Source organism: Flavobacterium sp. Root186 (assembly GCF_001428525.1).
Lineage (GTDB): Bacteria > Bacteroidota > Bacteroidia > Flavobacteriales > Flavobacteriaceae > Flavobacterium.
The window spans coordinates 158908-179351 of record NZ_LMHW01000014.1; the positions used below are offsets into that span (position 1 = coordinate 158908).

The following is a 20444-nucleotide window of genomic DNA, read 5'->3' on the forward strand; positions in this document are numbered from 1 at the left end:
AAAAGAGATGAAAATTAAAAATATAGTAGCAGCAGGAAGCGTATGTTTTCTAACACTTTTTAGCTGTACAGATATCAACGAAAATATATACGACAAATATCAACCCGACAGCTTTTATGGAACTCCGGAAGGAGCTAATATTGCCCTTGCCAGTGTTTATGCAGAAATTCCTGGAGACTTTGAACGTAAAGGTGTACCTGGCGTAGGTTATGCAGGAGCTGATAACGGCTGGTACGACATGAACTGTATGTCATCAGATGAGCAGGTAATTCCACATAGAACAGATGGTAACTGGCAGCAGGATTTTGCCCGTTTGCACAAACACGAATGGCTTCCTTCTGAATTCATTATCAACAATACTTGGAACTGGTTATACAAATCTATTTTCAATGCAAATTTGGCCGTTGAGTTATTAGAAAAATCAGGTGCAGATCCTTCAAAAATTGCTGAAGCAAAAGTATTACGTGCTTTCTTTTATTATTTATTAATTGATGATTTTGGTGATGTTCCTTTTTATACAAACAACAATATTACCGTTGATAAAATTCCTCAGTCAAGCCGTAAGGAAGTCTTTGATTTTATCGTTAAAGAATTAACAGAAAACGTAGAACAACTTTCGGTAGCAAAAGGCGGCAATTATTATGGAAGATTCAACAAATGGGCTGGTTACACATTGCTTGCAAAAGTGTATCTAAACGCTCAGGTTTACACAGGAACTCCAAAATGGACAGAATGTTTAGCCGCTTGTAACAAAGTTTCTGAAGGCGGATTTACACTTCATTCTGGTACGGCCGATGCTGCAAATCCTTTAGGAAATAAGTATTTTGAATTATTTGGAGATGTACTTCCTGATGATGAAACTATTTTACCTATTTATGCAACTCTTGATGTTGTTTCTCGTAATGTTTATGCTGTTCGTAGTGTATATGGTCCACAGGGTGTAAATTTATTTGGATTAAGCGGTTGGAACGGAACTATTGTTCCTAAAGATTTCTTCCTGAAATACGATGTAAATGATATTCGTAGAAAACAGTTTTTAGTAGGTGAACAGCCTGGCGGATTCAATTACACTCTTGAAGTTGGTTCTTTAGACAATCCCGGAGCACTTCCTCAGGCAGGAGTTCGTAATGTTAAATTTTATCCTGCAGGAGTAAAATCAGGAGGAGGAGCTTCGAATGACTTTCCAATTTTCAGATATGCTGACGTAATCTTGATGATGGCAGAATGTAACGCTCGTTTAGGAAATTTTGCCGATGCAAAACCTTTTGTAGATCAAATCAGACAACGTGCAGGATTAGATCCATTAGCTGCTAATCCTACTCTTGATGATATTTATAATGAAAGAGGGTTCGAATTAAGCTGGGAAGGCCACAGAAGACAAGACATGATTCGTTTTGACAAATTTTTATTGGCAAACGAATTTAGACCTGCATCACCTGCTTATAGAAAATTGTTCCCAATTCCAACATCTGCTTTAGATGCCAATCGTGGGCTTAAACAAAACCCAGGTTACTAAAAACAAAACTATCATGAAAAAATATATCAATAAATTATTCTTACTTGGAAGTTTGGTTTTTCTAGCCGCTTCCTGTGAAACTGAAGGAACAGTAACGACACTAAAATCAGTAAATTTTCCTTCTGGAATTGAGGTATCATCTAATACAATAGTACTTAAAGAAGAGACTTCAGACCAGGCTGCTTTACTAGTTTCCTATCCAAAAGTAACCTACCCAATTGCAGCGCCTGTGAGCTATGCCGTACAATTAGATTTGCCTACTGACATCAAAGGAAGTGAGGCTTGGTCAAAAGCAAAACGAGTTGAAGCCGGAGAAGATGTTTTAAGCAAATCATTTACCGGATTAGAATTAAATAAAATCGCCTTAGACTTAGGATTAAAACCTAATGTTCCGGGAGAATTAGTAATTCGTGTAGAAGCTTCAATGGATCATAGAACTTACTCAAATCCTGTTACAATAACGGTTACACCATACTTGAAGACCGTTGTTTTTGGAGAAATTTATATGCCGGGAAGCTATCAGGGATGGGCTGTAGAAACAGCAGCTGCGTTAACCGAAATTCAATTAGGAGTGTATCAGGGTTACATGACTGTCGCAGAAGGTGCAGGTCCTGGATTTAAATTAAATAAAGGAAGAAACTGGGCACAATTCTATGGTGCAGGAGCAACAAATAATGATTTGAAAAACATGAGCGATACTGATTTTGTGCTTCCGGGTGCAGGTTCATATCAAATCAAAGTAAATACAAATACATTAAAATGGACGCAGACTCCTTATGCCTGGGGAATTGTTGGGCCAGCATCTGCAACAGCAGAACAAACAGCTGGAGATCCAAATTATGGATGGAATCATTCCGTACCAATGTCTTATGACCATGTAACAAAAACATGGAAAATAACAGCAAATTTATTAGCGGGTGCTTTAAAATTCAGATTGAATGATGCATGGACAGTGAATTACGGACCTGCAGATGCTTCAACAAACATCGTTAATCTTGATAATAGCGGCGCTTACACCATTGGTGAAGCAGGAACTTATGAAGTAACTTTTAAAATTGTTGAAACAGATCCGGCAAGTACAGGTTATCCGGCAACTGCAATAACTTCCATCGTTAAAAAATAACAAAAATTAAGTTTAGTTTGGTTTGAGTTTACCTGTCTTTTTACTTCGAAAGGCAGGTTACTCCTCAACCATTTAAAATATAAAAATTATGAAATTTAATATAAAATTTGTTTACGCATTACTGTTGGCTGTAGCGTTTGTTTCGTGCAGTTCTTCTGATGATGATTCAGAAAAAACTCCCGAATCTCCATATACACAATATGGCACTCCTTTTGAAAAAATGCCAAAAAAAGAAGATGCGATAATTTATCAGGTAAACATTCGTGCCTTTAGTCAGGCCGGAACATTAAAAGGAGTTCAGGACAGACTTTCTCAAATTCAGGAATTGGGAGTAAATGTTATTTATTTAATGCCTGTTTTTCCTGTTGGAAAAGAAAGAGCTTCCGGCGAATTAGGTTCTCCTTACGCTGTAAAAGACTATAAAGCCGTAAATCCTGATTTTGGAACATTACAAGATCTTCAAACATTAGTTGAAGAAGCACACAAGAAAAACATGGCCGTTGTTTTAGACTGGGTTGCCAATCATACAGCTTGGGACAATGCCTGGATTACACAGCATAAAAGCTGGTATCAGCAAGATGCTGCCGGAAACATTATAATTCCGTCGGGAACAAATTATAATGATGTAGCGCAGTTAAATTTCGATAATACAGAAATGAAAGATGCTATGATTGATGCTATGTCATATTGGGTTTACAATGCTAATATTGACGGTTTCAGATGCGATTATGCTGATTTTGTACCTAATAATTTCTGGGCAGATGCCATAACAAAATTGAGAAAAATCAAAAAAAACCAATCTATTTTAATGCTGGCTGAAGGTTCAAAATATAACCACTTTGCTTCTGGTTTTGATTATACATTTGGTTTTAATTTCTTCAGTACTTTAGAAAAGCTTTTTAAAGAAAATAAACCTGCAACTACAATTCAGGATTCTAATGCAACAGAATATGCTAATAATTACAATCCGGAAAACAGAGTAGTTAGGTATACAAGCAATCACGACGTTAACCTTTCAGATGGGACGCCTTTAGAACTTTTTGGAGGTAAAAAAGGATCTGTTGCCACTTTTGTTGTTGCTGCTTATTTAAAATCTGTTCCAATGATTTATAACGGACAAGAAATTGGATATGCGCAAAGACTAAATTATTTCTCAAGAACCCCAATCGACTGGTCGACCGCAGATAATGAAATGCTTGCCGAATACAAAAAAATCATTGCATTTAGAAATACAAGCAAAGCTATTAAAACAGGAACTTTTACAGGATACAGCACCAACGCTGTAAGTGCATTTACGATGATAAAAGATGCCGAAAAAGTTTTTGTCCTTTCTAATTTAACAGATGCAACAGTAAAACATCTTGTTCCGTCGACTTTAAAAGGAAACTGGAAAGACGCTTTTACCGGAGCAGCAGTTACTGTTGGTGCAGAAATAACATTGCAGCCTTTTCAATATATAGTATTGAAAAATTAATTCGAATGCAGTTTTAAATAAAATTAGATTTGCAAAAAACAAAATAACATGAATTTTCAATCCCAAAAATTATTGCTTCAAATTCGTTTGAGCAAAAAAACAGCGCTTTTATTTTTTGTATTCATAAGCACAATTTGGCTTCAGGCACAAGAAATAACTTCGCCAGACAAAAATCTTACTCTAAAATTTGAATTAAAAGAAGGCGGCATTCCTTCTTACCAATTATCATATAAACAAAAAGCCGTAATAAAACCAAGTTCTTTGGGTTTAGAACTGCAAAACCTGCCTTCGTTTTTGGATGGTTTTTCCATTACAAATACAGCACAATCTTCTGTTGATGAAAATTGGAATCCGGTTTTAGGCGAAGAAAAAACAATTCGTAATCATTACAACGAATTGGTTGTCACTTTAGCTCAAGCAAAAAACAACAATAGATTTATTCGTATTCGTTTCCGTTTATTCAATGACGGACTGGGATTTAGATATGAATTTCCAAAACAAAATGATCTAAACTATTTTGTAATAAAAGAAGAACGTTCGCAGTTTAATTTGGCTGGAAATCATAAAATTTTCTGGATTCCGGGAGATTATGATACAAACGAATATGCGTATACAACATCAAAAATTTCAGAGATTCCTTCGCTGATGAAAAAAGCTACTATCGAAATCAATTCGCAGTGGCCAATAAAAGAATTATCAGTACAAACGCCGTCAATGATGAAATCTGATGATGGTTTATACATCAACATTCACGAAGCGGGATTAATCAATTATCCGGCAATGTATCTTGAAGTTGATGCTGTAAACAACAAAATGATTAGTCATTTAGCACCAGATGCTGTGGGGGCAAAAGGCTATATACAGACCGATGCTCAATCGCCTTGGAGAACCATTGTAGTAAGCGATAAAGCAACAGATATTTTAGCTTCAAAATTAATTCTGAACCTCAACGAACCAACAAGTTATAAAGATGTTTCGTGGATTAAACCTGTAAAATTCATCGGGATTTGGTGGGAATATTTTGTAGCAGGAAGAAGTACCTGGGCTTTTGGAAAAGAAAATAATGTAAAATTAACTGACGATTTTACAAAACTTACTCCAAACGGAAAACACGGAGCCACAACAGAACGTGCAAAAGAATATATTGATTTTGCTTCTAAAAATGGTTTCGATGCCATCCTTATCGAAGGTTGGAACATTGGCTGGGAAGACTGGATCAACAACTGGAAAGAAGAAGTTTTTGATTACGTAACAGCGTATCCTGATTTTAATGTAAAAGCAGTTCATGAATATGCCGCTTCAAAAGGTGTCAAAATTATCATGCACCATGAAACTTCAGGATCTGCAACCAATTACGAACGTCGTTTAGATCGTGCTTTTCAATTTATGAACGACAATGGTTATGATGCTGTAAAAACAGGTTATGTGGGAAAAATTATTCCACGTGGCGAACATCATGACGGACAATGGATGGTAAACCATTACATTAACGTAGCGAAACGTGCTGCCGATTATAAAATTATGATTGACAGCCACGAAGCAGTTCGCCCAACTGGTTTGAACAGAACCTTTCCAAACTGGATCGCTCAGGAGTCAGCGCGCGGCACCGAGTTTGAATCTATGGGAGGATTAGCTCCAGATCATACTACGATTTTACCATTTACACGTTTAATGGGGGGTCCGATGGATTATACACCGGGAATTTTCCAAACCGATCTTTCGTATTATGGAACCGGAAGCTCACAGCGTGTCAATACTACTTTGGTAAAACAATTGGCGTATTATGTAACGATGTATAGCCCATTGCAAATGGCCGCTGATATTCCGGGGAATTATGAGCGTTTTCCAGATGCATTTCAGTTCATTAAAGATGTTGCTGTAGATTGGGATAACAGTTACATTTTAGAAGCTGAACCTGGAGATTATATTACAATTGCACGTAAAGCAAAAGGCAAAAATGAGTGGTTTATTGGCGGAATTACAGATGAAAATGCAAGAACAACAAACATTTCATTTGATTATTTACCTGCCGGAAAAAATTTCATAGCTACAATTTATGCCGATGCCAAAGAAGCCAATTGGAATAAAAATCCACAGAAATATACCGTTACCAAAGTTATTGTAAACTCCAAAAGCAAATTAAAGCAGTATTTAGCTCCGGGAGGAGGAGTTGCAATCAGCATCAAAGAAGCAAATGCTGAAGAATTAAAGGGATTGAAAAAGTTATAGATTACTGAGTTTTTTTGCCACGAATTTCACGAATTTTTCAAATTAAGATTTACTAAGATGAATGCTTAATTTGTGAATTCGTGGCAGAAACTTATGCTCTTTTTTGGGCAAAAATTAAAATTTTACTACTTGAAAACTATTAACCACAAAATGTTTGTCAAATTTAAAAACAATGCGAGTGAGAATGAATTTTAGTTAGAGATGCTGACAAGCATGCAAAAAAACTATTGTTATGAAAATCAAAATTACCACAAGATTATTTCATATTACGAAAGCACTAGTCTGTTTTCTATTATTATTTGCAAGTTCAGTTTATGCACAAGATCCGCCTCAATATGGAACTCCATTTGCCGGCGTACCAGATACACGAGATGTAAATATGTATCAGGTTCATATTCGTCCGTTTAGTGCCAATGGAAATTTAGCCGGAGTAACCGCCCGATTAGACAATATAAAAGCACTCGGCACTAATGTTATTTATTTAATGCCAATTTATCCGCATGGTACAGATTCCAGAAGTTCGGCTTCACCTTATTGTATTAAAGATTTTAAAGCCGTAGGATCAGAATATGGTTCTCTTGCGGATTTAAGAGCTTTAGTTGATGGAGCTCACAGTCGTGGAATGGCCGTTATTTTGGATATAGCCATCAACGGAACTTCATGGGATAATGTCTGGACCGTTTCGCATCCAGAATATTATAAGCGAACCGGAACAACGATTCAGCAATTAGGAAACTTCTCTGATATTGCAGCCCTTGATCTTAATAGTTCAGCTACACGAGCGGCTATAAAAGATGCAATGCGTTACTGGATTTTCGCAGCAAATATTGACGGATACCGTTGCGATTATGCCAATAATCCGCCTTTGGATTTTTGGTCTGAAGTGAATTCAAACCTTCGAGGTATTTCTTCTCATAATTTATTAATGTTAGCCGAAGGAGATAGACAAGAGAACTTTCAGGTTGGTTTCGACATGAATTATGGTGACAGATGGTTTCATAGCGGCTTATATGATATTGCTAATGGAGGGCCTGTTTCTCAAAGGCTTCAGGACCAGTCCACTTATGAATATGCTAAAGCAACCGGAAACCAGCAAATAGTTAGATATACTGGAAATCATGATACTTACACAAATGATGATGGCGTAAGAAGACCAATTATTCCATTCAAAAGTCACAACGGAATCGTTGCTAACTTCTTAGTTTCAGCTTATATGAAAGGGGTTCCTTTTTTAATGAGCGGACAGGAAATCGACTACGAACCAAAAACAGACTGGCCTTGGACGAACTTTAAATTCAACTGGTCACAAAATCCAACTGCGGCTGCAGATTTCGCGAAAATCTTAAATTTCAGAACAACAAGCGCAGCCATCAGACGCGGTGATTTAACCACGTATGCCAATGATGACATCAGCATTTTCACTAAAATATTAGGTACAGAAAAAGTAATCGTAATGTCGAATTTGAGAAATGCCTCAAAATCGTATGTAATTCCGGCAGCTTTGGCGGGAACTTACGTAAATCCATATAACAATAACGCTTCAGTAACTTTAACAACAGGCGCGACAAGAACATTTGCTGCTTATGAATATTTAGTTTTAACTAATACAAATGCTCCGGTTGTAGCCGTTACAGGAGTTTCTGTGAGCCCAACAACAGTAACTGTTGGTTTAGGATCAACACAACAATTAAATGCAACAATTGCTCCGGCAAATGCAACAAACCAAAACTTAACATGGACATCAAGCAATACAGCTGTTGCAACTGTAAATGCATCTGGTTTAGTTACAGCTGTTGCAGCAGGAACAACAACAATTACAGTAAAAACAGTTGACGGAAACAAAACGGCAACTTCGGCTGTAACAGTCGCTGCAATTCCTGTTTCTTCTGTAGCGGTTTCGCCAACTACGGCAAGTTTGTATGCAGGAAATACACAACAGCTTTCAGCGACAATTTCGCCAGCAAATGCAACTAATAAAAATGTAACTTGGAGTTCAAGTAATACCGCAATTGCAACTGTAAATTCAAGCGGACTTGTAACAGCGGTTTCTGCCGGAACAGCAACTATTACAGCCACTACACAAGATGGCAATAAAATAGCTTCGGCTACAATTACCGTAAATCCAAATACTAATTTTACGGTGTATTTCTATAAACCATCAAATTGGGGAACAGGAATTAAAATTTATTATTGGAATGCATTGCCAACAGGAGTTTTAGTAGCTGTAAACTGGCCTGGCGTAAACATGACCGATGCAGGAAACGGATGGTACAGTTATACATTTACAAATGTAACGTCGACGAATTTAATTTTTAACGACGGAACAAACCAAACTGCCGATTTAAGCCGAAACAAAACAGGATGGTACATGAATACGACTTGGTACGATTCAAATCCGGGAACTGTTGTTGCGGTTACAAGCGTAACTTTATCACCAACAACTTCAACTTTATTAGTTGGCGCAACACAGCAATTAACTCCAACAGTTAATCCTTCAAATGCAACAAATAAAACGGTAACTTATAGTTCAAGTAATACAGCTGTTGCAACTGTAAACAGTTCAGGTTTGGTTACTGCTGTTGCTGCAGGTTCTGCAACAATTACCGTTACAACGCAGGATGGCGCAAAAACTGCGACTTGTGCAGTTACGGTAAATGCATCAAATGTTGCCGTTACAAGTGTGAGTTTAAGTCCGGTTTCAGCCTCATTATCAGTTGGAGGAACACAGCAATTAACACCAACTGTCCTTCCTGCAAATGCTACAAACAAATCTGTGAATTATAGTTCAAGCAACACAACTGTTGCAACTGTAAACAGTTCAGGTTTGGTTACTGCTATTGCAAATGGAACTGCAACTATTACGGTTACAACTGTTGATGGAAGCAAAACAAGTACAGCTTCAATAACCGTTTCGACGGCAACAGGAACTTATTACACGATCAAAAACAGATGGACTGGTGCTTATTTATCTGATGCCGGAGCAAATGTTGGATACGGAACTACGGTTTCTGGCAACAGTTACAAATGGCAAAAAATTGCTATTGATGCGACTTATTTTGTTTTGAAAAATGTAGCAACAGGTGAATTAATCAATATTGAAAACCAAACAGGAACTGTTCAATCTAATATAACAGATACTACTTTCTGGAGTGCACAATGGTCTAGCGATTATATTGATGGAACATGGACAAGATTAAGAAACAGATGGCAGTCTGGAAATATTATTCATGTTGAAAACCAAACAGGTTCTGCACAATACGGCAATTCGCAAGATGGCTGGTACAGTGCTCAATGGCAATTAGAGCCAACAACAGTTGGAACAGGGAAATCTGCAATAACAATTAATGGAGTTTCAGAAACTGAAAAGGTAATTGGTATTTATCCGAATCCGGCAACGAATAATGAATTTCATGTTTTATTGCCAGAATTAGAAAATGGAGATTCTGCTGCAATTTCAGTTTCAGACATGAACGGAAGAACAGTTTTATCTCAAAGACTTTCAACTTCAGGAAAAATCGATCATCGTTTAGCTTCGGGAATTTATATTGTAAATATTGTGTCTAAAGATTTTAAAGTAACTAAAAAACTGATCGTTAAATAATTCTGTTTAGATTAAACTAAATGGCGTATGAGATTTTCATACGCCATTTTTTATTCTTGTACAGAAATTTTATATTTTAGAGGAATTGATATTTAACAATTTAATCAATTCTTCATCCTCATTAGCTTTAGATGCCATAGGTCGTACTTGACAAGTATATTTTCTATGAACTTTAAAATATTCAGAATCATTTTTAATTTTCACAAATCGAGCCTGTATAAAACGAGCTCCTGCTAAAATTTTAATCGGTGTGTTTCCTGAGTTAACAACTTCAACAGAAGCACAACCACAATAACCTGGCTGAATAATCGTAGAAATCGTGAGTCCAAGCCTACTAAATGAACTTCTAAGGGTTAAAATAGCATAAACATCGGAAGGCAATTTCAAATACTCTAATGTTGAAAATAAAATTGGTTGTGAAGGATGTAGTAAAAAACTTTCCCCAATATTTCTCCTAGTTTCTGTAAAATGACTTTTAATTGGTCTTTTTTCAAAATTGTCTTGAGTTGTATCAATATAGGCTTGTCTACCTTGGTTTAAAGCAAGAAAATCAGTTCCAATTCGTAAATCTATACTTACCTCTCCTATTTGATTTTTTTCTAAAAGAGGTTCAATAATTAACTTCTTCTTTTTTAATAAATCTTCAATTTGAATTTTAGATAAAGTTCCCCTATCATCTAATCCAAGAACTCTCTTGATGATATTTCTTGCCATTTCTTCTTTATAGTATAATTTGAAATAGATTTTTCAATAAGATTATTAATAATATGATATTTCTGCCTTGAATTAAATTTTTTCAAAAAATTAGTTTCTGATGTGTTCCAACATTCCCACCCTAATTTAAATAGATAATGTAATTCTGAATTATTATTTATTTTCTGAGGAATTAAATTTAAAAAATCAGATTTTTTTAAAGGAATTATTTCATGTTTAATTTTAAATCTTTCATTTCCTGAATTAATTAGAGCTGTATTAATCTCTATTATTTCAGTATCATCTATCTCTTTTAAAAAATTATCAACAACTTCAATTCTTTTTTTTGTTGATGGATGAGTATGGGAATCTAAATTATTATATGCAATATAATTTAAAAATAAGTTAGATGCATCGTTAATATACTGTGCAGCGAATAAATCAGCAAAAAATTCTTTGTAATGGTTATATTCTTTTATTTGTATTTCAGTATAATATGGTAGAACTCCATATTTATTTATAATAATCTTATCACTAATATGCAATTCCGTATCAACAAAGTGACCCAATTCATGATATAATACGACTATAGATAAATAATCTCTAGATAATGATTTTGGAAGAACTATTTTAATTAATCTGTTGGTAATATGTAGTCCATACAAATTATAAATATAGCCATTCAAATTATTGAAAAATTCCAAGTCATCTGATTCAAAATAAAACTCTAAATTTCTATTCGACAAAGATGTTACTATAATAAAATCATCTTCTTTAATCCACTCATCAAGAGCTATTTGCAGGCATGAAATTATTTCATAGGGAATAACATTTAAAGTACTATTATCCAAAAACTCTAAACCTTTAAAAATATAAGTTAAGATTTGGAAATGAGAATTAATTTCATCGTCTGTAAATGATGAATAATTACCTGATTTAATACAATTAAATAATTTAAATAACTCTGAGAAATGTGTTTCCTTTTTCTTATCTGAATAGATGTTGCTCCTACTTTTTGAAAAAGATTCTTCTAGTTGAAGTAACTGAAGTTCAATTGTTTTATAATTCATCTAACAACTATTTCAATGTATCTAATATTTTAGAATATATTTGATTTGAATAGTTATTATTTTCTATCTGCAATAATTCTTCCTTAAACTTAGATAGCAAGGTTGTTATAAAGAAATAATGATTATTGTTAATTGAAAAAACATTTTTTTGTTCTTTTGCAACTTCTATGGCTTCTGAAATAGCAGAATCAATGTTGTTTTTATTTTCAACATTACTTTTACCTGATATAATATTTTCGATTATATTGATATAAAAAGGAGCCTGGGTTTGAAGAGTACTTAATTGCGCTAGATACATAAGGAATTATTTAGTTTAATCAATAGTTTTGAACTCTAAACATAAAATTCATTATAAATAATGATACAAATATATCAACTTTTGTTAATAACAAATGTTAATAACTAAAAAAAGATGTTTTTTTAGTTATTTTTTTTAGTTAAAAACGCACTTCATCGACAAAATCTGCTTCTTGTCTATATTTTTGTTCAAGAAGTTGATCTAATAATAGCTTTAAAACCAATTTATTTATTTGTTTAAATTTAAGACATCTTTTATTAAAATTACAAAACTAACGGTGAAATACTTTATTTGTGAAGTTATTTTTTTAATAATGCAAAAATGTGATTAAAAAAAAACTTTAAATAATTTATGTTTAGCAATTTAACACATATGTTCTATGACTTTTCAAGTTTCAATTTGATTGCAAAAAAGCGAAAACCTTTTTTATTTTTACTTCAATCTACTCCTCAAACAACTCCATCAATTCCAAAGCTCGTTTGATTGATTTTACATTATCAAAAGTCAATAACAAACGTAATCCGTTTACAGTTTGTTTTTCTTTCATTTTGCAAAGTGAACTATGTTTTTGTACAAATGTTAAAACGTTTCTGAACTTCGAAGATTGATAATAATCGGACTGTTGATCTGAGACGAAATAACCAATCATTTTGCCTTGTTTCAAGACTAATTTTTCGATTCCGACTTTTGTCGCGATCCATTTTATGCGGATGCTATTTAATAAAGCTGTTGCTTGTTTTGGCAGTGGTCCGAAACGGTCGATCAGTTTTCTTTCATATTCTTGTAAACCTGCTTCGTCTTTTATTGCGCCCAATTCGTTGTATAAAACTAAACGTTCTGAGACATTATTGATGTATTCATCTGGGAACAACAACTCAAAATCAGCATCGATTTGAATGTCTTTTACGTATTCTTTGGTATCAATATTATTTTCTTCCGGATATAAATCTTTGAATTCGTTTTCTTTCAATTCTTCGATGGCTTCGTTCATGATTTTTTGGTAAGTATCAAAACCAATTTCGTTAATGAAACCACTTTGTTCGCCACCTAATAAATCTCCGGCACCACGAATTTCAAGATCTTTCATGGCAATGTTGAAACCGCTTCCGAGTTCGCTGAATTGTTCCAAAGCCTGAATACGTTTTCTGGCATCTTCAGTCATAGAAGAATACGGCGGACAGATGAAATAGCAGAATGCTTTTTTGTTGCTTCGCCCTACTCGCCCACGCATTTGATGCAAATCTGACAATCCAAAATTATTCGCGTTGTTGATAAAAATCGTGTTGGCATTTGGTACGTCCAAACCGCTTTCGATAATTGTGGTGGCTACCAAAACATCAAAATCTCCGTTCATGAAACCTAACATTAATTCCTCAAGTTTCGCGCCTTCCATTTGTCCGTGACCAATTCCAACTCTCGCATTTGGAACCAAACGCTGAATCATTCCTGCCACTTCTTTTATATTTTCGATTCGGTTATTGATGAAGAAAACCTGTCCGTTTCTTTGAATTTCATACGAAATCGCATCACGGATTATTTCTTCATTAAATCCAACAACATTTGTTTCTATCGGATAACGATTTGGAGGAGGTGTTGTAATTACAGACAAATCACGCGCTGCCATCAACGAAAACTGAAGTGTTCTCGGAATTGGCGTTGCTGTTAAGGTCAATGTATCAACATTTGCGGCAATCGTTTTTAATTTATCTTTTACGTTTACGCCAAACTTTTGTTCCTCATCAACAATCAATAAACCAAGGTCTTTAAAAACTACATTTTTATTTACTAATTGATGTGTTCCAATTACAATATCCAGTTTTCCTTCAGCTAAATCTTTTAAAGTCTGCGTTTTTTGCTTTGCGGTTCTAAATCGGTTCAAATAACCAACAGAAACTGGCATATCTTTCAAACGTTCTGTAAAAGTTCTATAATGCTGATAAGCCAAAATAGTTGTCGGAACTAAAACGGCCACTTGCTTGCTATTGTCTACAGCTTTAAAAGCAGCACGAATCGCAACTTCGGTTTTACCGAAACCAACGTCACCACAGACCAAACGATCCATCGGGCGATCGCTTTCCATATCGGCTTTTACTTCTTGTGTTGATTTGGTTTGATCCGGCGTATCTTCATAAATAAACGAACTTTCTAATTCGTTTTGTAAATAGCTGTCCGGCGCAAACTGAAAACCTTTTTCTAAACGACGTTTTGCATACAACTGAATCAAGTTGAAGGCAATATGCTTAACACGCGCTTTGGTTTTTTGTTTTAAAACTTTCCAGGCGTTCGATCCTAATTTATAGATTTTCGGAGGCGTTCCGTCTTTTCCGTTATATTTTGAAATTTTATGAAGCGAGTGAATGCTTACATACACAATATCATTATCAGCATAAACCAATTTTATGGCTTCCTGCGTTTTGCCTTCGACCTGAATTTTCTGCAAGCCTCCAAATTTTCCAATTCCGTGATCAATGTGCGTTACATAGTCACCAACCGAAAGTGCCGTTAATTCTTTCAGAGTAATATTTTGCTTTTTAGAATAACCGTTTTTGATATTGAATTTATGATAACGCTCAAAAATCTGATGATCTGTATAAGCCGTAATCTGATTTTCTTCATCAATAAAACCTTGGTACAAAGGCAATACAATCGTATTATACTGCTTTCTGATATTTTCTGAATTAGCTTCATCCAATGATTCAAAAATATCATGAAAACGTTTTGCCTGCGTTTCATTCGAACAAAACAAATAATTTTTATATCCGTTAAAATGATTTTCGCTCAAATTATTCAGCAATAAATCAAATTGTTTATTGAAGGATGGCTGAGGCTGAAAATGAAATTCAAACTTCTTGGTTATTTTGAAAATTGGTTTTGAAGCCAATTCTACTATCGAAAAATCTAAAGCACGCTTGATAAACGAACTCTGATTTAAGAATAATTGTTCCGGAGTTGCATGTTTTATTTCGCCTGAAAGCTTATTAAAAGCTTCTTCGGCTCTTGCAAATTGTTTGTCTAACTGACTAAAAAGTCCGTCCGTATTTTGAATAAAAATGACTGTTTTCTCGGCAATATAATCTAAGAAACTTTCGCGGTTTTCCTGAAATACCTTGTTTTCGACATTCGGGATAATCGTAATTTTTTTATGGGTTTCTACAGATAATTGCGTTTCGACATCAAAACTTCTGATACTGTCTACTTCATTTCCAAAAAACTCTATTCTATACGGATGATCGTTTGAAAAAGAAAATACATCGACGATTCCTCCACGAACTGAGAATTCTCCCGGTTCAGTAATAAAATCTACTCTTTTGAATTCGTATTCAAATAAAACTTCGTTGATAAAATCGATCGAAATTTTATCGTTTAAAGCTACTTTTAAAGTGTTTTTGTCTAATTGCTGACGCGTAACTACTTTCTCAAAAAGTGCTTCGGGATACGTAACAATGATAGCTGGTTTCTTTCTTGAATTTATTCGGTTTAAAACCTCAGCGCGAAGCAAAACATTCGCATTATCTGTTTCATCAACTTGATAAGGACGACGAAATGAAGCGGGATAAAACAGAACATCCTGTTCGCCAATCATCTGCTCCAGATCGTTTAGGTAATACGCAGCTTCTTCTTTATTGTCTAAAACAATCAAAAAAGGTAGTTCTGTTTTCTTAAAAACAGAGCGTATTACAAAGGAAACAGCAGATCCCAGCAATCCGTTAAGATGCATTTTTATCTGGTTTCCTTCCAGTAAATTGGTCGCAATTTGCTGTGTTTTTGGCAAATTGTCGTATATCGTATATAAGGCGTTTTTACTCAACTCTTGGTAAATTTTGATCTAGTGGAGGCGCAGAACTTGGGATTGCGCGTGTTGTGTCTAACATTTTAAGGAAATCAGCTTCTCCTTGTTCTTTTGGAATTTTGGCTTTCTCAACAATTTTATCCATTTGTCTTTCTAACGAAACCAATTCTTTATTGATTTCGCCAATTAAAAAAGCAACTTTATCATCTGGAATTTGATTTAAATGAATAAATAAATCCATCATTTTGACTTTAGTAATCAAAATGGAAATTCTTGCTTTTATTTGCGGCTGATTAAATTGTGACGGAATATTATTGTTTAAAGCAATTGCTTTTTTTGAAATCGCTGTTGATTTTTTTTGAAAAGCACCAATAGTTTTTCTCGGCTTGTCTCCTATTTCTTTTAAGAAATCACGCCACTCTGTCCAGCCTTTTACATTTTGTTCAGAAACCTCATTTATTGGTTCATCTATAAAAATCCAGGCTTTATTAATATTGTTAAATATTTTTTCATTCTTTTTAGCTTCTTTCGCATTTTCGGCAAGACGCTTTTCATTCTCATTTTGACATGATTGAAGTACAAAAATCAAGAGTAAAAACAGCGCTATTTTATATTTCATTTGATAAAATGTTAGGGTGCAAAGTTACGAAGTAAATTTACAATTACGAATTGTGATTTTCACTGCTTAAACTTCAATTTAACAGATAATTTTGACAGCCACAAATTCACGAATTTTTTATTTATCTGAATCCGACTTTTAAATACAAAATTCGTGAATTCGTGGCTATTAACAACTATACACATAAAATATGACTTAGTGAATAATCTAAAAAACAATCTTTATCATTGTTAATTTTATAATTTAATGTTTGAAAAAACGTTGATATTTGCGAAAACGTTATATTTGCAACATTAAATCTAAACAAATGAATCCAAAAATATTAATCATTGGCGCCTGTGGTCAGATTGGAACTGAACTGACGCAAAAACTGCGTAAATTATACGGAACGGAAAATGTGATCGCTTCTGATATTCGAAAATTAAATACTGATGTCGTCAATTCGGGACCTTTTGAAGTGGTGAATGCTTTAGATTTTAATCAAATTGAACATCTTGTTGAAATTCATCAAATTACGGATGTTTATTTAATGGCTGCGCTTTTGTCTGCAACTGCAGAAAAGAATCCGGCTTTTGCATGGGATTTGAATATGAATTCGCTTTTTCACGTTTTAAATTTGGCGAAAGCTAAAAAAATTAAAAAGATTTTCTGGCCTTCAAGTATTGCTGTTTTTGGACCGACAACTCCAAAAGAAAACACCCCGCAATATACCATTATGGAGCCTTCAACGGTTTACGGAATTAGTAAACAAGCCGGTGAAAGATGGTGCGAATATTATCATAATATATATGGCGTTGATGTTCGAAGTATTCGTTATCCGGGTTTAATAAGCTGGTCTACGCCTCCGGGCGGCGGAACTACAGATTATGCAGTTGATATTTTTTATAAGGCTATTGCCGATAAAAAATACGAATGCTTTTTATCATCTGAAACCAAAATGCCGATGATGTATATGGATGATGCCATTGAAGCAACCATTAATATAATGAAAGCTCCGGCTGAAGAAATTAAAATACATTCTTCATACAATTTAGCTGCAATGAGTTTTACCCCAACTGAAATTGCAGCCGAAATCAAAAAACATATTCCGGAATTTGAAATTACCTATAATCCTGATTTCCGTCAGAAAATTGCAGACAGCTGGCCGGCAAGTATTGATGATACTTCTGCAAGAGAAGACTGGAACTGGAACCATAAATTTGATTTGGAATCTATGACTAAAGATATGATTGAGCATTTGAGTTAATCTAAATATACTCAATACTAAGCGTGCTATTTTAAAGATATACTTTTAGAATAGCACGCTTTTTTTATGATAGGATTTTGTTACCTGCATAATTTTCTTACTTTTGATTGTGTTAGAATAATTTTGAAATTATCTGAAATCCCCAATCAAATAACAACAAAAACGTTAATCAAATGACAAATTCTTATCAACCTATTGAACAAAGCAAAAGAACTGCTATTTTGGATATTCTTCGCGGTTGGGCTTTGTTTGGTGTTGCCATTGGAAATTATTCCGGTTTTATGCGCATTGGTATTCCGCACGAAACCAAGAATAATCTTTTATCTGATATACTATCCTATTTTGATGAGTATTTTTTAGCTGGAAAATCCTGGACTTTACTAACTGTTTTATTTGGTTATGGCTTTGCCATTTTAATTCATAATGTTGCTGCAAAAGGCAAAAACCCCTTTACCTTTTTTACATGGCGAATGCTATTACTATTTGGTTTGGCTTTTATTGATTCTAGTTTTTGGTTTGGCGACATCCTAAAAGATTACGCTTTTTTAGGACTTATTTTATTGTTTTTTTATAAAAGTTCAGCAAAAACATTAGGTTTTATTTCTGCTTTTCTTATTCTTGCTGTCCCATTTTTAATGGCCTACATCAAAGGCTTAAACATTGAAAGAATATCAATTATTACAAATCCGGAATATTTAAAACTATACCATTCCGGAAACTGGCTGGACTTCTTTAAATTTAATCTTTTGGCTAATTTTTACCAGCAAATCATTGCTCCCGGTTATGCCATTGTAGCACATACTGTAATGCTGTCTTGTATGCTTTTTGGGGTTATGCTGCAAAAATTAGATTTTTTTAATCGTTTAAAAGAAATGAAAAAACTTTTAATCTATGTGCTCATAAGCAGTTTGTTTATGGCTGTTATATTGGGTGTTGTTTTTTACTTTGCCACCGAAAATAAAGCTGCATTTCTTAAATTCTTCCATCCTTATTTCTGGTTTATTTTAAGTACAATGATTTTTATTGCATCGGGAATTATTTTGCTTTACAATGCTAAGAGACTAAAAACGGTCTTCAGTTATTTTAGTGCCGGCGGAAAAATGACATTAACCAATTATATAACTCAAAATATTTTAGGTGCATTTATCTTTTCCGGAATTGGTTTAGGAATTGCTGATTCTATGCCTTATTGGTTTTACTTTTCGTTAGCGGTTTTTATTTTTATTGTTCAATTATTTATAAGCAAATGGTGGCTTTCAAAATACAATTATGGCCCAATCGAATGGCTATGGAGATCGGCCAGTTATCGAAAATTATTCCCGCTTAAGAAGAAAATTCAATCGGATATTATTTCGGAAGTAAGAACAGTCTAAAACAAGAAATGCTGAATTTATTTCTAGATTTTTTATCTCTTGTTTTGATTTCACATAATGTTATAAAAATTGGTTTTCTGATTAATTTCTTACATTTGAATACATTAAACCAAAAACATTTTATACCAAAAAACCATTTTTATTTATGACAAATTCATTTCAGCCCATTCAGGAAGATAAAAGAACCGCTATTGTTGATATTTTAAGAGGCTGGGCTTTATTGGGAGTTGCAATAGGAAATTATGTTGATTTCCGCTACATCGGATTAGAGCGTTTTATCATGAAAAAAGGTATTTTTTCCGAGATTATCAGTTATGTCAATCTGTATTTTTTTTCTGCTAAATCCTGGACTTTGTTAAGTATTTTATTTGGCTACGGATTTGCTGTTCTTATTAATAATGTGGCTGAAAAAGGCAAAAACCCAGTTTCCTTTTTTTGCTGGAGAATGTTTATTCTATTTCTTTTTGCTTTTATAAATTCTGCCTTTTGGCTGGGCGATATCTTAAAAGATTATGCTTTTTTAGGGTTGTTACTTTTGTTCTTTTACAGAAGTTCTCCAAAAACAATTTTAATAACTTGCGGAATACTTCTTTTATCTGTTCCGTTTCTTAGCGCTTATATTAATTCGATAAAACAAACATTACCCGATGTACAGTCTACGGCTAAATATTTAAAACTATTTTATTCTGATAATTGGCTGGATGTATTTCAATTTAATTTATTGGGAACTTATTATCAGGAAATGATTAGTCTTGGTTATGCTGTTACAGTTCATGTTGTGATGTTTGCTCTAATGCTTTTAGGTTTTTATGCTCAAAAAATTAACTTTTTTAATCGTTTACCAGAATTTAAAAAACTATTAAAAAGAACTTTTTTAATTACGTTAATTCTGGCCATAATCGCAGGTGTTCTTTTTGAAATTGCAATTAAGCAGAAAATAATTTTCACGGTTTTTCATCCCGTTTTTTGGATCATAATAAATACGATGCTTTGTATTTCTTCTGGAATTTGTTTGTTGTATACTAGCGGAAAACTGAAAACAATTTTTAGTTATTTTAGAGTGAGCGGTAAAATGACACTGACCAATTATCTGATGCAAAATATTATTGCGTGTTTTCTTTTCTCAGGAATTGGCTTCAAAATTTACAATACACTGCCTTATTGGTTTTACTTTTTCTTGGCTGTTTTTGTTTTTACAATTCAGTTGTTCATAAGCAAATGGTGGCTTTCAAAATTCAATTATGGCCCGGTTGAATGGTTGTGGAGAGTATTAAGTTACAGAAAAATGTTTCCTTTTAAAAAGACTGTACAAAACGATATTGTTACGGATATAAAACCTGTTTCTTAGATTTATTATTAAATAGAAAAGCCCTTAAAAAATTAATTTTAAGGGCTTTTATTATTTTATCAAG

13 protein-coding genes are annotated in these 20444 nt (G+C 33.9%); 8 read left to right on the forward strand and 5 right to left on the reverse strand.

Going from position 1 to position 20444, the window contains the following annotated elements; all coding sequences use genetic code 11:
* Positions 1 to 7 precede the first annotated feature (7 nt).
* The 5 genes from ASD98_RS17580 (at position 8) to ASD98_RS17600 (ending at position 9943) form a co-directional block, all read left to right on the forward strand.
* Positions 8 to 1516, forward strand: coding sequence for a RagB/SusD family nutrient uptake outer membrane protein (locus tag ASD98_RS17580; protein WP_056206872.1), 1509 nt, complete (start codon positions 8 to 10; stop codon positions 1514 to 1516).
* A 13-nt stretch (positions 1517 to 1529) separates the two neighbouring features.
* Positions 1530 to 2639, forward strand: coding sequence for a SusE domain-containing protein (locus ASD98_RS17585; RefSeq protein ID WP_056207420.1), 1110 nt, complete (start codon positions 1530 to 1532; stop codon positions 2637 to 2639).
* Positions 2640 to 2727: 88 nt separating this feature from the next.
* Positions 2728 to 4113 carry an alpha-amylase family glycosyl hydrolase gene (locus ASD98_RS17590; protein WP_056206875.1) on the forward strand — a complete coding sequence of 462 codons (1386 nt, stop codon included), beginning with the start codon at positions 2728 to 2730 and terminating at the stop codon, positions 4111 to 4113.
* Positions 4114 to 4161: 48 nt separating this feature from the next.
* A complete protein-coding gene (locus ASD98_RS17595; protein ID WP_056206878.1) occupies positions 4162 to 6342 on the forward strand; it encodes a glycoside hydrolase family 97 protein in 2181 nt (726 codons plus the stop codon).
* 232 nt (positions 6343 to 6574) lie between these two features.
* Positions 6575 to 9943, forward strand: coding sequence for an Ig-like domain-containing protein (locus ASD98_RS17600; protein ID WP_056206882.1), 3369 nt, complete (start codon positions 6575 to 6577; stop codon positions 9941 to 9943).
* Between the two features lie 69 nt (positions 9944 to 10012).
* Here ASD98_RS17600 and dcd read toward each other — a convergent pair whose 3' ends face one another.
* From dcd to ASD98_RS17625, 5 genes are all read right to left on the reverse strand, one after another.
* Positions 10013 to 10657 carry a dCTP deaminase gene (gene dcd, locus ASD98_RS17605; RefSeq protein ID WP_056206885.1) on the reverse strand — a complete coding sequence of 215 codons (645 nt, stop codon included), beginning with the start codon at positions 10655 to 10657 and terminating at the stop codon, positions 10013 to 10015.
* Positions 10621 to 11706 carry a hypothetical protein gene (locus ASD98_RS17610; RefSeq protein ID WP_056206888.1) on the reverse strand — a complete coding sequence of 362 codons (1086 nt, stop codon included), beginning with the start codon at positions 11704 to 11706 and terminating at the stop codon, positions 10621 to 10623. Before ASD98_RS17610 ends, dcd begins: the two co-directional genes overlap by 37 nt.
* 7 nt (positions 11707 to 11713) lie before the next feature.
* Positions 11714 to 12004 carry a hypothetical protein gene (locus ASD98_RS17615; RefSeq protein WP_056206891.1) on the reverse strand — a complete coding sequence of 97 codons (291 nt, stop codon included), beginning with the start codon at positions 12002 to 12004 and terminating at the stop codon, positions 11714 to 11716.
* Positions 12005 to 12446: 442 nt separating this feature from the next.
* Positions 12447 to 15812, reverse strand: coding sequence for a transcription-repair coupling factor (mfd, locus tag ASD98_RS17620; RefSeq protein ID WP_056206893.1), 3366 nt, complete (start codon positions 15810 to 15812; stop codon positions 12447 to 12449).
* On the reverse strand, positions 15805 to 16413 hold the full coding sequence (locus ASD98_RS17625; protein ID WP_056206895.1) for a hypothetical protein: 609 nt from the start codon (positions 16411 to 16413) through the stop codon (positions 15805 to 15807). Before ASD98_RS17625 ends, mfd begins: the two co-directional genes overlap by 8 nt.
* A gap of 307 nt (positions 16414 to 16720) precedes the next feature.
* Between ASD98_RS17625 and ASD98_RS17630 the strand changes: the two genes are divergently transcribed.
* The 3 genes from ASD98_RS17630 (at position 16721) to ASD98_RS17640 (ending at position 20380) form a co-directional block, all read left to right on the forward strand.
* Entirely contained in the window at positions 16721 to 17659 is a 939-nt protein-coding gene (locus ASD98_RS17630) for an L-threonine 3-dehydrogenase (RefSeq protein ID WP_056206897.1), read from the forward strand.
* Between the two features lie 173 nt (positions 17660 to 17832).
* The gene (locus tag ASD98_RS17635) at positions 17833 to 19032 is read left to right on the forward strand and encodes a DUF418 domain-containing protein (protein WP_056206899.1); all 1200 of its coding nucleotides are present in this window, start codon (positions 17833 to 17835) and stop codon (positions 19030 to 19032) included.
* 145 nt (positions 19033 to 19177) lie between these two features.
* Positions 19178 to 20380, forward strand: a complete 1203-nt coding sequence (locus ASD98_RS17640) for a DUF418 domain-containing protein (RefSeq protein ID WP_056206901.1) — start codon at positions 19178 to 19180, stop codon at positions 20378 to 20380.
* Positions 20381 to 20444: the final 64 nt, after the last annotated feature.

Coding starts and splice junctions, on each gene's coding strand:
- ASD98_RS17580 (WP_056206872.1), top strand. CDS start 8: ATGAAAATTAAAAATATAGTAGCAGCAGGAAGCGTATGTTTTCTAACA.
- ASD98_RS17585 (WP_056207420.1), top strand. CDS start 1,530: ATGAAAAAATATATCAATAAATTATTCTTACTTGGAAGTTTGGTTTTT.
- ASD98_RS17590 (WP_056206875.1), top strand. CDS start 2,728: ATGAAATTTAATATAAAATTTGTTTACGCATTACTGTTGGCTGTAGCG.
- ASD98_RS17595 (WP_056206878.1), top strand. CDS start 4,162: ATGAATTTTCAATCCCAAAAATTATTGCTTCAAATTCGTTTGAGCAAA.
- ASD98_RS17600 (WP_056206882.1), top strand. CDS start 6,575: ATGAAAATCAAAATTACCACAAGATTATTTCATATTACGAAAGCACTA.
- dcd (WP_056206885.1), bottom strand. CDS start 10,657: ATGGCAAGAAATATCATCAAGAGAGTTCTTGGATTAGATGATAGGGGA.
- ASD98_RS17610 (WP_056206888.1), bottom strand. CDS start 11,706: ATGAATTATAAAACAATTGAACTTCAGTTACTTCAACTAGAAGAATCT.
- ASD98_RS17615 (WP_056206891.1), bottom strand. CDS start 12,004: ATGTATCTAGCGCAATTAAGTACTCTTCAAACCCAGGCTCCTTTTTAT.
- ASD98_RS17625 (WP_056206895.1), bottom strand. CDS start 16,413: ATGAAATATAAAATAGCGCTGTTTTTACTCTTGATTTTTGTACTTCAA.
- ASD98_RS17630 (WP_056206897.1), top strand. CDS start 16,721: ATGAATCCAAAAATATTAATCATTGGCGCCTGTGGTCAGATTGGAACT.
- ASD98_RS17635 (WP_056206899.1), top strand. CDS start 17,833: ATGACAAATTCTTATCAACCTATTGAACAAAGCAAAAGAACTGCTATT.
- ASD98_RS17640 (WP_056206901.1), top strand. CDS start 19,178: ATGACAAATTCATTTCAGCCCATTCAGGAAGATAAAAGAACCGCTATT.